At 62.5% G+C, this 13915-nt stretch carries 11 protein-coding genes; 4 read left to right on the top strand and 7 right to left on the bottom strand.

The features are described 5' to 3' along the window. Nucleotides 1-14: 14 nt before the first annotated feature. Nucleotides 15-671, bottom strand: coding sequence for a hypothetical protein (locus ACVWVY_RS35595; protein ID WP_456630767.1), 657 nt, complete (start codon nt 669-671; stop codon nt 15-17). On the opposite strand from ACVWVY_RS35595, the gene ACVWVY_RS35590 reads away from it, so the two are divergent. Then, entirely contained in the window at nt 670-1653 is a 984-nt protein-coding gene (locus ACVWVY_RS35590; protein ID WP_456630766.1) for a hypothetical protein, read from the top strand. The genes ACVWVY_RS35595 and ACVWVY_RS35590 overlap by 2 nt on opposite strands. 56 nt (nt 1654-1709) lie before the next feature. Here the strand turns inward: ACVWVY_RS35590 and ACVWVY_RS35585 are convergent, their stop codons facing one another. Continuing rightward, nucleotides 1710-3329, bottom strand: coding sequence for a GMC family oxidoreductase (locus ACVWVY_RS35585; protein WP_456630765.1), 1620 nt, complete (start codon nt 3327-3329; stop codon nt 1710-1712). Between the two features lie 206 nt (nt 3330-3535). On the opposite strand from ACVWVY_RS35585, the gene ACVWVY_RS35580 reads away from it, so the two are divergent. From ACVWVY_RS35580 to ACVWVY_RS35570, 3 genes are all read left to right on the top strand, one after another. Beyond that, nucleotides 3536-4708, top strand: a complete 1173-nt coding sequence (locus tag ACVWVY_RS35580; protein ID WP_456630764.1) for a M20 aminoacylase family protein — start codon at nt 3536-3538, stop codon at nt 4706-4708. A 100-nt stretch (nt 4709-4808) separates the two neighbouring features. Next, nucleotides 4809-4988, top strand: a complete 180-nt coding sequence (locus ACVWVY_RS35575; RefSeq protein ID WP_456630763.1) for a hypothetical protein — start codon at nt 4809-4811, stop codon at nt 4986-4988. 220 nt (nt 4989-5208) lie between these two features. Further along, nucleotides 5209-6381, top strand: coding sequence for a M20 aminoacylase family protein (locus ACVWVY_RS35570; RefSeq protein ID WP_456630762.1), 1173 nt, complete (start codon nt 5209-5211; stop codon nt 6379-6381). Between the two features lie 122 nt (nt 6382-6503). On the opposite strand, the gene ACVWVY_RS35565 is transcribed toward ACVWVY_RS35570, so the two are convergent. From ACVWVY_RS35565 to ACVWVY_RS35545, 5 genes are all read right to left on the bottom strand, one after another. After that, on the bottom strand, nt 6504-7895 hold the full coding sequence (locus ACVWVY_RS35565) for a carbohydrate porin (protein WP_456630761.1): 1392 nt from the start codon (nt 7893-7895) through the stop codon (nt 6504-6506). A gap of 33 nt (nt 7896-7928) precedes the next feature. Further along, nucleotides 7929-8954 carry a transporter gene (locus ACVWVY_RS35560; protein ID WP_456630760.1) on the bottom strand — a complete coding sequence of 342 codons (1026 nt, stop codon included), beginning with the start codon at nt 8952-8954 and terminating at the stop codon, nt 7929-7931. Nucleotides 8955-8980: 26 nt separating this feature from the next. Beyond that, nucleotides 8981-10609, bottom strand: coding sequence for an inorganic phosphate transporter (locus ACVWVY_RS35555; protein ID WP_456630759.1), 1629 nt, complete (start codon nt 10607-10609; stop codon nt 8981-8983). Nucleotides 10610-11100: 491 nt separating this feature from the next. Then, nucleotides 11101-12537 (bottom strand): UdgX family uracil-DNA binding protein, encoded by a 1437-nt coding sequence (locus ACVWVY_RS35550; protein ID WP_456630758.1) that lies wholly within the window; start codon nt 12535-12537, stop codon nt 11101-11103. Nucleotides 12538-12640: 103 nt separating this feature from the next. Continuing rightward, nucleotides 12641-13879, bottom strand: coding sequence for a putative DNA modification/repair radical SAM protein (locus ACVWVY_RS35545; protein ID WP_456630757.1), 1239 nt, complete (start codon nt 13877-13879; stop codon nt 12641-12643). Between the last annotated feature and the right edge of the window lie 36 nt (nt 13880-13915).

Here is a 13915-nt window from a genome sequence, read left to right as displayed (position 1 = left end):
GCCGGAAGTCTGCCTCAGCGAACAACCGCCGATTTAGGCCACTGTGGCGCTTCCCATATCGTGTTCCAATCGCTGAACTCGCCGCACCTGTTTTCTCTGACCTCAACGCGGACAACCACGAAGGTTGCGGCCTGGCTGATCCAGCCTTCGGTAAAGCCCGGCCGATAGGTGTGGCGCAGCTGATAGCTGGGGCAGGTGTCCGTTCCAGTTACGGCCTCAAATACTCCGACATCTCCCTTCCAGGTGATCATGCCCGGTCTGGGTGTGGTGCCGAAGCCGTCCTTTAGCGCGAGAAATGGAAGTTCTATCAGCTTTGGCTTTTGCAAAACCGAAAGGTCGAACAGCTGATGCGATCCAATGACCCCAAATCGACAGAAGACGATTGCAAGACGGCGCTTTTCAACGCTGGTGAAACGAACCGCGATCTCCTTGATGCCATCTTTGTAAAGGCAGCCCGATTGTTCGGCCGCCAGCGCGAGCCGTCTCGGCACCAAAGCAGGATCCGAAACATCAAATTCTGTTCGTCCATTGGCGAGGCTGTGCCATTCCGGACGCGCATCCCGCGGATCGTCGGCTGCCGAGCGGTCCTCTCCCAGTGCGGTTGCAATCGACCCGCAGAGTAAAGTCGCGGCCAGGATAGCCCGACACATGATTGGAATGGGGAAGCGCATGAATTCGTCCTGGTACAACAGCCCGCAACCTCAACAAATCAGGTCCCGCTGCAGGCCAGATTTGAGCGAACCAACTAAGCAATCCAAGCTTTCTTGCGTGGCTCCGGGTGTCAATGGCTCCCTCGTGTCGCAGGATGCTTATGCCTCCACGCTGGGATCGGAGTTAAGGATTCGTTATCATCCGACGATGTTTTCTCGGACGGCGGAGCAGGGACGTATGCCACCCATAACTTATTGTGACGACGAGATGATGGCCTATCGGTCGGCGAGAAAGATATTTCAACCCGGCGAAGGTGTCGTCTTCGACGAGGGATATCGGCTCGCGCACCTTCCTCTCGTCAATGCCGGACATCCTGCCGTCATAAGCGAGGTCGACGGTCGCGATTATCGAAACGGCACCTACGAGAAGACGCGCTATGCGCTCGTGATGCCAATTTCCGCGGACGCCTTTCTCGAATCCGATGAGGTTCAGGCGCTTGAACTGGCCATGAAGTCATCGAGTTTCGCGCCAAAGATTGCGTGGGAAATCTGCGAGCGGCGCCGCTTGCAGTTGCATGCGACGCTTGCAAGCGGCGTTCCGGAGACCGATCTCGATCGTTATGCGGCGACGGTTCAAGATCTGCTGGATCAGATCGGTTCGATATCCGTTTGCTTGAAAGGGCCGTTTCAGGGCACCAGGAACACGGGTCGCATCTATTTTCCGGTCTACCCGCAGAAGATTGGGGGTGAGGACGCATTTGCCTTGGTGCAAAAGCGCCTTGGCGTGCCGCCGACGAAACTCTACCTCGTCGGGTATTATCATATGCGCAATGAACTCGATCCGCTGGAAACAAGGGAGCTGGCGGAACTTATCGATCAGTGGCGGGACCGAATTGTCGTCAAGACAACTGTTCCTTTCCTGGAATTGCATGCCACCAACGACGATCTTGCGCTTTCCGCGCGGACGCACGCGAAAATTTCAGCCGGAGGGCGCCCCGGGTAAAGCGCCGTCAAGAAGCAGAAGAATGTTAGCCGGATGGGCGTTCGTCATGGGAGCGACTATCGCGCATCCTCCAGGATCATCCCGGCGGCTTTCTCCGCAATCATCGCCGTCGGCGTGTTGGTGTTGCCCGACGTGATCGTCGGCATCACCGAAGCATCCGCAACGCGCAAGCCAGCGAGCCCAAAGAAGCGCAGGCGTTCGTCGACCACGGCAAGCCGATCGCTCGCCGTCCCCATCTTCGCGGTCCCCACCGGATGGAAAATCGTGGTGCCGATATCGCCGGCGGCTTTCGCCAGCGAGGCGTCGTCGTCGCCGACGCTGGGACCGGGCAGGTATTCCTGCGGGCGATATTTTTCGAGCCGCTTCTGCTTCATCAGCCGCCGCGTGGTGCGGATGGCGTCCGCCGCCACCTGGCGGTCGTCATCGGTCGAGAGATAATTCGGCGCGATCGAGGGCGCTTCGTCCGGCTTCGCCGAGCGGATGCGCACCGTGCCGCGCGACGTCGGCCGCAGATTGCAGGCGCTCACCGTGATCGCGGGAAAGCGGTGCAGGGGATCGCCGAACTTGTCGAGCGACAGCGGCTGCACGTGGAACTGGATGTTGGCGCGCTCGCGATGTGGATCGGAGCGGGTGAAGATGCCGAGCTGGGACGGCGCCATGGTCAGCGGGCCGCGGCGGCGGAAGGCATAATCGAGCCCCATCATGCCGCGCCGGACCAGATTGTAATAGGTCTCGTTCAGCGTGCGGATGCCCTCGACCTTGTAGATCGCGCGCTGCTGCAGATGGTCCTGCAGATTGCGGCCGACGCCCGGTTTGTCGAGCATCACGTCGATGCCGAGTGGCGACAGCCAGTCGGCAGGGCCGATGCCGGATCGGTGCAGCACCTGCGTCGAGCCGATGGAGCCCGCACACAGAACGACTTCGCCCTTGGTGCGCGCCTCGATCACTTCATTGCCTTGCATGAAGCGCACGCCCACGGCGCGGCCGTTCTCGATGATGAGCCGGTCGACCAGCACGTTCTTTTCCAGCCGCAGGTTGCCGCGGTTCAGTACCGGCTTGAGAAAGCCGCGCGCCGAAGACCAGCGCCGGCCGCGCTTCTGGTTGACGTGGAAATAGCTGGTGCCTTCATTGTCGCCGGTGTTGAAATCGGCAATGCGCTTGATGCCCATTTCCACGGCAGCGTCGCCGACTGCGTCCAGAACCTCCCACGACAGCCGCGGCGCCTCGATGCGCCAGCCGCCGCCGGTGCCGTGATGTTCGCTCTCGCCCAGGAAATGGTCTTCGAGCCGTTTGAACAGCGGCTTTACGTCGTCATAGCCCCAGCCGGTCAGGCCGAGCTGCCGCCAGTGATCGTAATCGGCGGATTGCCCGCGCATCGAGATCATGGCGTTGATGGCGGAGGAGCCGCCGATCACCTTGCCGCGGGGGTAGGCGAGCGCCCGGCCGTTGAGCCCGGGCTCCGGCTCGGTCTTGAACATCCAGTCCGAACGAGGATTGCCGATCGCAAAGAGGTAGCCGACCGGGATGTGAAACCAGATCCAGTTGTCGTTGCCGCCGGCCTCCAGGATCAGCACGCGGTTTTTGGGATCGGCCGAGAGCCGGTTCGCCATGATGCAGCCGGCTGTCCCTGCGCCAACCACGATATAATCGAAATCACCTTCAAGCCTTCGCGCCATTTTCCTAGCTTCCACCCGATCTCGACAGTCAGGCCCGGCCTTGTGCCCGGCACCACGTCTTTTCTGTTCTATTAGTCAGACGTGGATGGCCGGACAAGCCCGGCCATGGCCGCCGGAAAGGGCCGCTCCTCGCGCTGGCGTTGGTTGGACCGCCACTTGCATGCTACAGGGGTAGAACCTTTCAGCCCGGAAAGCCCATCATCTCCATGCCCATCGTCAACCGCGTCGCCGAATTGCAACCCGACATCCAGGCCTGGCGCCGGGATATTCATGAACACCCGGAACTGCTCTACGAGGTGCACCGCACTGCGGCATTGGTGGCGGACCGGTTGCGGGAGTTCGGCTGCGACGAGGTTATTAGCGGGATCGGCCGCACCGGCGTCGTCGGCGTCATCAAGGGCAACAGGCCCGCCGGCAAGGGAGACGTGAAGGTCATCGGGCTGCGGGCGGATATGGACGCACTGCCGATCGAGGAGGCGACCAATCTGCCCTACGCCTCCAGGACGAAGGGCTTGATGCACGCCTGCGGCCACGATGGCCACACCGCCATGCTGCTGGGTGCGGCGCGTTATCTCGCCGAGACCCGTAATTTCGCCGGCGATGCGGTCGTGATCTTCCAGCCGGCCGAAGAGGGCGGCGCGGGCGCGGTTGCGATGATCAAGGACGGGCTGATGGATCGCTTCGGTATCGAGCAGGTCTACGGCATGCATAACGGTCCGGGCATTCCAGTCGGCGCGTTCGCGCTGCGGCCCGGTCCGATCATGGCCGGAGGCGATGCCGTCGTCATCAAGATCGAGGGGCTCGGCGGCCACGCCGCGCGTCCGCACAAATGCATCGATTCCGTCCTGGTCGGCGCGCAGTTGATCACGGCACTGCAGTCGATCGTGTCGCGCAGCGTCGATCCGCTGGATTCGGCGGTTATTTCGATATGCGAATTTCACGCCGGCAACGCCCGCAATGTGATCCCGCAAACCGCTGAGCTGGCGGGCACCGTCCGTACCCTGAACGGCGAAGTGCGGAAAATGGTGGAAAGGCGGATCCGCGAGGTCGTCGCCGGCGTGGCGCAGATCACGGGCGCCAGGATCGATCTGACGTACGATCGCGGCTATCCGGTAACGGTCAACCATGCCGAGCAGACGGATGTCGCGACGCGGGCGGCCAGAGACATCGCCGGCGATGCCAACGTGCATGTAATGCCACCGCTGATGGCCGGCGAAGATTTCGCCTTCATGCTGGAGCAGCGGCCGGGTGCGCTGATCTTCTGCGGCAATGGCGACAGCGCAGGGCTTCATCACCCCGCCTACAATTTCAACGACGAGGCGATCGTGTTCGGCACCTCCTACTGGATCAAGCTGGTCGAGAACACGTTGGCTGCGTGAGGCCGTTCACCGACATTTCAACGCCGCCCAACGTGAGTCGTCTTGACGGCCGGACGCCACGCGACCAGCTTCACGCCAAGGCAGCATTGGAGCGTGCATCATGGACGCCATCGCCTTGGTCGTTTTTGTCGCTTCGATCTATCCTGTCGGCCGAATTGCTGAGCGCCGGGGACGCAGCTTCAAAGTGTGGGCATGGGTTGCGGTGTTTATCGGTCCGTTCGCGCTTCCGCTGGTGTTCTTGTTCCCGAGCTTGCGCGGCGAGAATGTCGGCCATGCCTAAGGGCAGCAAACGCCAAAAGCGTTGAAACACCATCTAACCGGGTCGCTGCCGAACGATGCGGCCTTCATTTCGGGGCTCGCGAAGGCTTCGCCGGCCTTTCCAGCGTCGCTCGGCCAAGCTCGGGGATGGGATGGGGCTCTGCGGCAGAGTGCTGGGTGGACCGCCACTTGCATGCTACAGAGGCCTTAGTGTTTCCAACCTTTGAGGCCAGAGAATTCCCATGCCCATCGTCAACCGCGTCGCCGATCTGCAACCCGATATTCAGGCCTGGCGCCGCGATATCCATGAAAATCCTGAATTACTGTACGACGTCCATCGCACTGCAGCATTCGTGGCAGACCGCTTGCGCGAATTCGGTTGCGACGAGGTGACGACCGGCCTCGGCCGCACCGGCGTCGTCGGCGTCATCAAGGGCAAGCAGCCCGGCAGTGGCGAGATCAAGGTGATCGGGCTTCGCGCCGACATGGACGCGCTGCCGATCGAGGAGGCGACCAATCTGCCCCATGCCTCCAAGACGCCGGGCCTGATGCATGCCTGCGGCCATGATGGCCACACCGCGATGCTTTTGGGTGCAGCGCGGTATCTCGCCGAGACCAGAAATTTCGCGGGCGACGCGGTCGTGATCTTCCAGCCGGCCGAGGAGGGCGGTGCCGGCGCCGCCGCCATGATCAAGGACGGGCTGATGGACCGGTTCGGCATCGAGCAGGTCTACGGCATGCATAATGGCCCGGGGATTCCGGTCGGCTCCTTTGCTATCCGCCCCGGTCCTGTCATGGCCGCGACCGACTCGATCGACATCAAGATCGAAGGGCTTGGCGGCCACGCCGCGCGCCCGAACAAGTGCATCGATTCCGTGCTCGTCGGTTCGCAGGTGATCACCGCCCTGCAGTCGATCGTCTCGCGGACCCTCGATCCCCTGGACTCCGCGGTGATCTCGATCTGCGAGTTCCACGCCGGCAACGCCCGCAACGTGATCCCGCAGACAGCTGAACTCAGAGGCACGGTGCGGACGCTAACGCCGGAAGTGCGCGAATTAGTTGAGAAGCGGGTCCGCGAGATATGTGAGGGCGTGGCCAAAATGACCGGCGCCAAAATCGATCTCATTTACGAGCGCGGTTATCCCGTGACCCAAAACCACGCCGAGCAAACCGAGTTTGCAACGTCGGTGGCCAGGGAAGTGGCCGGTGCCCAGAACGTCCACGACATGCCGCCGTTGATGGGCGCGGAAGATTTTTCCTACATGCTGGAGGCGCGGCCGGGCGCCTTCATCTTCTGCGGCAACGGCGACAGCGCCGGGCTCCATCACCCCGCCTATGATTTCAACGACGAGGCGATCGTGTACGGCACCTCGTACTGGATCAAGCTGGTCGAGAACAAGCTGGCGGCGGCGTGAGGCTGCTCCAACGCCCTCAAGCTTTGATCGCACGTTAATTCGAATACATGCCAAGGAAGGCCCGTATCTCCAGTACGGGCTTTCTTTATTTGCTGCTCAACCGCGACGTGAAGATGCGGTTCTTAATATCTAAGCGTGGTGGTCACGCCGAATACGGCAGCATCGCCGATCCGTGACAGACCGCTCGGATCGTTGGGGTTCGGGATGCCGCCGGATGGACGGAACACATACTGAAAATACGGCGCCAGCAGCCAGCCGGGCTTGAGGTGGGCCTCGTAGATCAGTTCGAGCAGTGTCTCATTGCTACGCACCGGGGTCGGCAGGCCGGCGAAAAACTGGCTGTCGCGATCGAGATTTCGAGCGGCACCGGAAATCCGCATGTAGGCCATCGCCATCCCGAACCGGTCAACGGGGCGCCCGGGGACCAGGCCGCTGACGCCGATGCCGCCGTCGATATAGAGGTCGATGAGGTTTCGTTCTGGTGGGCTGTAGGCGATCCGCGCGAACGCCGTCACCCCTGGCAATGACGCTGACACGCCCTTCTCGGTTACCGAGGGCGGCCGGTAGAGCGTCTGCTCGACGACGGCAAAGATTCCGAAATTGCCGCGAAGTTTTGCGGCAATGCCGGAGCCATTGGGATCGGCGATCGAGACGCCTTGCGCGGTAAAGCGCTGATCGTCGAACCGTCCGGTATGATACCAGCCTCCGGGCGTGAAATTGCCGGCCAGCGGCCCTCGGCCGAAGTCGATATCGTAGCTCCAGCGCACCTGTCCGATAAGCCACGGCGGGTCGTTGACCCGAAACGCCAGGCCGTGATTGTCGCGAAGCTGCGGGTCGCCGTCGCCCGGCCGCGCCGCATTGCCGTTGAACACGGCGCCGAAAACCGTGATCTGGTCCGACAGCGTGGCCTTGACGCGAATGCCGGGCACCGCGATCGGCGGCGCCGGTCCGCCGGACGGAAGGTTGTTGGCCTTGTTGGCCGGCCAACCGAATGTGCCGTTGATGAAGAGATCGTCGGTCTGGCTGTCGAAGAATTCGACGTCGGCCGCCTGCTGCCCGATCCTGAAGTTGAGCGCGTTGTTGTAGAAGCCTTGCTCAAAATACGCATTGTAGAGGCGCGCCTCGGGCAGGGCCTCGATCTCGCTGATGGTGGCGAGGTTGTGGACATAGTTGCGCGACAGGCCACGGCCGTAGATGCCGAGCGCGTTGACGTAGAACCTGCCGCCGGTCCAGCCGACCAGTTTCTCCAGATCGCCATCGACGGAGAAATCGAACCGGCCGAAATGGATCGCGCCGCGGCTCGATCCTCCCGAAACGTTGGTGATGTTGTCGCCGATCCAGGTGGCGCCGAAATTCAATCCCTTGGCCGCAAGCCCGTCATGCCATTCGTTGAGCCATTTCGGGGCCAGCCATTCGGCCGCATTTTCGTCCTTGGCGCCGGCGGACGCGCCGGTGCTCGTTCCGCCGCCCACGAGAAACGCTGCCGCTACCGCCAATCCACGCAACACCAGCATCCGCGGTAGTCCTGCCCCGTGACCAAGCCCTAGCTACCTGATGATCCCGATGCGCTTCATGATGAAATAAGCGGCAAGCGACGACAGTACCAACAGCAGTGAGGCCCACAGGAAGGCCGTTTCGAGATCGGTGAAGGGCAGGCCCTTGGTGTTCATGCCGAAAATGCCGGTGATGAGGGTCGGCGGCATCAGCAGCGCCGTCAGCACCGAGAGCACTCTGATATTGTCGTTGCCCTGCTCCTCGATCTTCAGGTGAAGCTCTTCCTGCAGCAGCCGGCTGCGCTCGCGCATCTCGACGATGGTGTGATCGAGGCCATCGAGACGCTGCGCGAGCTTGCCGGCGCGGAGCCGCAAGGCGGGCTTCAGATCGTCGAGATGCTTCTGCTCGAACCGGTGGAACACGATCCGCAGGCCTGACAATTGCCGATGCAGGCGGCCGCAGGTGCGCCGCAGGCGGCCGAGGTTTTGGCGCAGGTCCGCCGCGCTGTCCGACAACACCTTTTCCTCGACCTCATCGAGGGCCTGCGCCACGCGATCGGCGATGCCATCCATGGTGTCGGCGACATGTTCGACGATTGTCTCCAGCAGCGCAGCGGCGCTTTCGATTCTGCGGCCCGCCTCGAGCGCGCGGCGGGTGGCGTCGACCGCGCACAGCGCATGATGGCGGCCGCTGACCAGGATCTGCTCGGTCATGACGAAGCGGAGATATCCGGTATCCTCGGTCGCCTCGCCGACGTCGCGCAACAGATCGGAGATCACGCCGTAGACGCAGTCGTCGACGGTATGAAGCTGCTGGTAAGTGTCCTTTGACAGCAGCAGCGCGCGTGCCTGGGCTGGCACCTGGAAGTTGGCGGAGGTCAGCCACTGCAGCGCGCGGGCATCGGCGAGGTTGAAGTGCAGCCAGAGCAGCCCGTCACGGGAAAACGGAATCGGCTGGTCGACGGCGAGCATTTCCGGAACGCCGTCCGAATGGATGCGAAACGCCCAGACGAGGCCCGGGATCAGCGACGCCGCGCCGTCCCGGGGCGGAGAAAGCGCGGCGTGCGGTTGATCCTGCACCTCAGTTCTCGGCGGGTTTGTCGTTGTCAGAACAGATTCGAGAACAGCACGTAGAGGCCTGCCGACAGGCAGATCGCAGCCGGCAGCGTCAGCACCCATGCCATCAGGAGATTGCGAATGGTTGCCATCTGCAGGCCCGAACCGTTGGCTGCCATAGTGCCGGCGACGCCGGATGACAGCACATGCGTGGTGGAAACCGGCAGGCCGAACACGTCGGCGGCGCCGATCGTGGCGGCGGCAACCAGTTCGGCGGACGCGCCCTGCGCATAGGTCAGATGCGACTTGCCGATCTTCTCGCCGACGGTGACGACGATGCGCTTCCAGCCGATCATGGTGCCCAGCCCGAGCGCGATCGCCACCGCGATCTTGACCCAGAGCGGGATGAACTTGGTGGCTGAGTCGAGCGAGCCCTTGTACGCCTTGAGGGTATCGACCTCTTCCTTCTTCAGGTCGTTTTCCTTGTCCTTCATCAGGAAGCGGATCGCTTCCGAAGTCAGGTACATGTCGTTGCGGGTGTTGCCGACGGCTTCCGCCGGCACCTTGTTCAGCGAGCCGTATTTCTGGACCTGCTCGCCGACGTCCTTCACCAGCACGGCCAGCGAGGGATAGGTGCCTTCGCTGATCTGGCGGGTGGCGACGTATTGCGTCACCGCCGGCCTGGGATCGCCGATGATGCTGTGGCCGGCGCCCTTGGCGGCGACCACCTTGGAGGCGGCCTCCGAGGTCTTCTGGAACTGCGCCACCTGGGATTCCGGCAGCGCGCGGTTCAACGCGTAGGCGGTCGGCACCGTACCGATCAGGATCAGCATGATCAGGCCCATGCCCTTCTGGCCGTCGTTGGAGCCGTGGGCGAAGCTGACGCCGGTGCAGGTCGCGATCAGGATGCTGCGGATCCACAGCGGCGGCGGCTTGTTGCCTTCAGGCGCGGCATACAGGGCCGGATTGCGAACGATGAACTTCAACACCAGCAGCAGGATCGCCGCCATGCAGAAGCCGAACAGCGGCGAGAGCAGCAGCGCGTAGCCGATCTCGGTCGCCTTGGTCCAGTCGACGCCCGAGGTGCCGTCGCGGCCGCGCATCAGCGCATTGGCAATGCCGACGCCGATGATCGAGCCGATCAACGTGTGCGAAGAGGACGCCGGCAGGCCGAAATACCAGGTACCGAGGTTCCAGATGATGGCGGCGATCAGTAGCGCGAACACCATCGCGAAGCCGGCGCTGCTTCCGACCTGCAGGATCAATTCCACCGGCAGCAGCGAGACGATGCCGAAGGCGACCGCGCCCGAGGACAGCAGCACGCCGAGGAAATTGAAAAAGCCCGACCACATCACGGCGAATTCCGCCGGCAGCGAATGGGTGTAGATCACGGTCGCGACCGCGTTGGCGGTGTCGTGGAAACCGTTGACGAATTCGAAGCCGAGCGCGATCAGGAGCGCCACGAACAGCAGGATGTAGGGCAGGAAAGCGGTGACCCGCATGCCGGTCGCGTCGATGTCGGCGTAGATGCTGTAGGCGACGTACAGCAGCCCGGCGGCGAGGATGCCGAAGAACAGGATCATGGTCAGCGGATTGAAACCCTTGTCGAGGTTCGGCCGCGAGGCTGGCTGGATCGGCGCTGCGTCGCCGATCGATGAATCGAGTGTAATATCGGTCATTCTGACCCCCGTCGTAATATGCTGAGAGGGCGGCATCTTTGACCGAGGGACTTGAAGGTTAGATGACAGTCAGCGGTTGGCTCGGGTAGCGGGGAGGCGATGCAATGTGCGCCGGCGCGGGCGTATGCCTTGGCGTCGGATACTCCCCCTTGGAATCGTTGGGGATTGGCGAGGAGGGCCGCGCGATTGGGCCGCTCCCATCCTTTGAATGAGAGCTGAGCTATTTCGGTCGCGCGCGGCTGAGCGGTTGCACGCCGCCTCTGTTGCCGGAGGGCTTTGCGGCGGAAGAGTTAGGTCGCGCGCTGCACGGCGCCGGGGCTGAAGGGGTACCGCGCAGCGCGTCGACCTTATGGGAGCGTCAGGCGTGACCAGACGTCCCACATTCCCTTGAGAATGCGATTGTGTCTTCAATCAATTAATGGTTGCAAATGCGATTGTCAATTTTTCCCGCTATATTTCACCAGAAATTGCGGCTGCCGGGTTGGCGGAATTCAGGCCGCATGTGCCGATTTTCGCAGCATGTCGGCGGCGATTTTGAGGTCTTGAACGAAGCGTTGGTATTCCCGCGCCTTGGCATCGGCATCGGGCAACCGCAACAGATAGGACGGGTGCACCGTCACCAGCGCCCTGGAGCCGTCGTCGAGATCGATCGGGCGGCCCCGGTTCTTGTTGATCGGCGTGATTTTCCCGACCACGCTTTGCGCCGCGGTGGCGCCCATGGCCACCACCAGAGCGGGTTTGATCGCGGCCAGTTCGCGTTCATACCACTGCCGGCACGCCTTGATCTCCGGCGTGTTCGGCTTCTGGTGCAGGCGGATCTTGCCGCGCGGCACGAACTTGAAATGCTTGACCGCATTGGTGACGTAGACTGTGCGGCGGTCTATGCCGGCTTCTTGCAGCGCGCGGTCGAGCATTTGCCCCGCGGGCCCGACGAACGGTTTGCCGGCGAGGTCTTCCTTGTCGCCGGGCTGCTCGCCGACCAGCATGATCCGCGCGGTTGGCGGGCCTTCGCCGAACACGGTCTGGGTCGCATTCTTGTAGAGAGGACAGGCGCGGCAATCGGCGGCTTCCTCGTGCAGCGTCTCTATATCGTCTTTGCGGGCCATTTTGTTTGCTTCGGGCGGTTCCAGCCGTTTCTGAGGCTTGTGCGGTTCGGTCGCCGCATTCGCGATCATGGTGCTCGCGGTACGTTCGGCGCTTTCGATCAGCGGTTTAATCAATGAAGCCTCCGGCAGGTTCCGCCAGTATTTGCGGGGCATCTCCTTCTGCATGGCCTGCACCTTCACCCGGGCAGGATTGAAAATGCTGGCGTAGTAACGCCGCCAGGTTTCCTCCAGCCGGTCCGCGGTCGGGGCTTCGCTCCTGGCCACGCCTGGCGTGATCGAGACGGCATGGCCGTCCCAATGCGCGCAGGCGTCCGGCGTCAGGATCGACCAGGGCATGTCGGCGAAACGGCGCGCAAAGAACGGCGCGGCCAGTTCGACGATGTGGTGCTCCGGTTCGAACCAGGCCACGAAGTGCGAGTTCTGTTCGCGGCCGACTTCGCGAAAGCGGACAAAGGCGTGCATCTTGTGCTCGTCGCGGCGCACGGCCTTCGCCATCGCGGCGAGCTCGGCCACGCCATGATCGGTTGCGATATCAATGAGATCGTGATGAATTCGCAACCGCCACAGCAGGCGATAGAGCAGGGCGAACCGCTCGGGATTGCGATGCAGGATCGCGACTTCTGCCAGTTCGACGAATTTGGCCGGTACGTTGAACGTGCCGGGCGGCTCGAGCGGGGGCACCGTCGGCTCGAACAATTCGGGCGCATCATCAGCCACGCGCCAGTTCACGTCGGACGGTTTCACATCGTTCAGCGCCAGCGCGCGGGCGGCTTTGCGCCAGCCGTCGAAGTCGGTTTCGTTGTCGAGGGTGATGTGGTGCATGGTGCTTTCTCCGTCATTGCGAGCGAAGCGAAGCAATCCATTTCTTCGCTTGTTGAGACATGGATTGCTTCGTCGCTTCGCTCCTCGCAATGACGCTGCGGGTTTAGAATCCAAATCCCAGTTGTGTCGCCTTCGGCTTGAACCGCTCCACCAGCCCCGCGTCATCGAGCAGATGCGGCGATGGCCGGTGATCGCTGAGCACGACGAACGGCAGCGCCTTCTTCCGCGGGATATGCAGCCGCGACAGATCAGCGACGCGGATCGAGGTCAGGCGGCGCGTGGCGATGATGCGGTCGACGGCCTTGTTGCCGAAGCCCGGCACCCGCAACAATTCTTCCCGGCTGGCGGTTGCGACATCGAGCGGGAAGCGGTCGCGGTGGCGCAGCGCCCAGGCCAGTTTTGGATCGATGTCGAGCGGCAGCATGCCTTTCGCCTCGTCGACGATCTCGCCAGCGTCAAAGCCGTAAAACCGCATCAGCCAGTCGGCCTGATAGAGCCGGTGCTCGCGAATGAGCGGCGGCGGTACCAGCGGCAGCGCGCGGCTGGCATCCGGGATCGGGCTGAAGGCTGAATAATAGACGCGCTTGAGCCGGTAGGAGCCGTAGAGATTGGCGCTGGTGTCGAGGATGGTTTTGTCATTGGCCGCATCCGCCCCGATGATCATCTGCGTGCTCTGGCCGGCAGGCGCAAAGCGCGGCGGCTTTGCCTTCGTTGCGGCCTGATTGTTCGCTTTCGCCTCATCGAGCTTCAGCCGCAACCGGCCCATGGTGCGGCGGATCGCGCGCACATCCTTTTCCGGAGCGAATTTGGCGAGGCTGTTCTCCAGCGGCATCTCGATGTTGATGGAAAGACGGTCGGCATATTTGCCGGCTTCCGCGATCAGCGCATCGTCGGCCTCGGGGATGGTCTTGAGATGAATGTAGCCGCGGAAGTGATGCTCCTCGCGCAGTTTCCGCGCGACGCTCACCACCTGCTCCATGGTGTAGTCGGCGCTGCGGATGATGCCGGAGGAGAGAAACAATCCTTCGATGTAGTTGCGACGATAGAAGTCGATCGTCAGCTTCACCACCTCGTCGACGGTGAAGCGCGCCCGCGGCACGTTCGAAGAAGTGCGGTTGACGCAATATAAGCAATCGTAATTGCAGGCATTGGTGAGCAACACCTTCAACAGCGAGATGCAGCGTCCGTCGGGCGCGTAGGAATGGCAGATGCCCATGCCCGGCGCGGTCGAGCCGAGGCTCTTGCCGTCGCTGGAATCCCGCTTTTCTGTCCCTGAGGAAGCGCAGGAAGCATCGTATTTCGCCGCATCCGCCAGGATTTCCAGCTTACGTTGCACATCCATCGTTGAATCCCTTTGATTCCATTCATGAATCGCCAA

The sequence above is a fragment of the Bradyrhizobium sp. URHC0002 genome, assembly GCF_054059515.1.
Note: the sequence above shows the minus strand (reverse complement) of the source record. Positions and strands in the feature narration are given on the sequence as shown.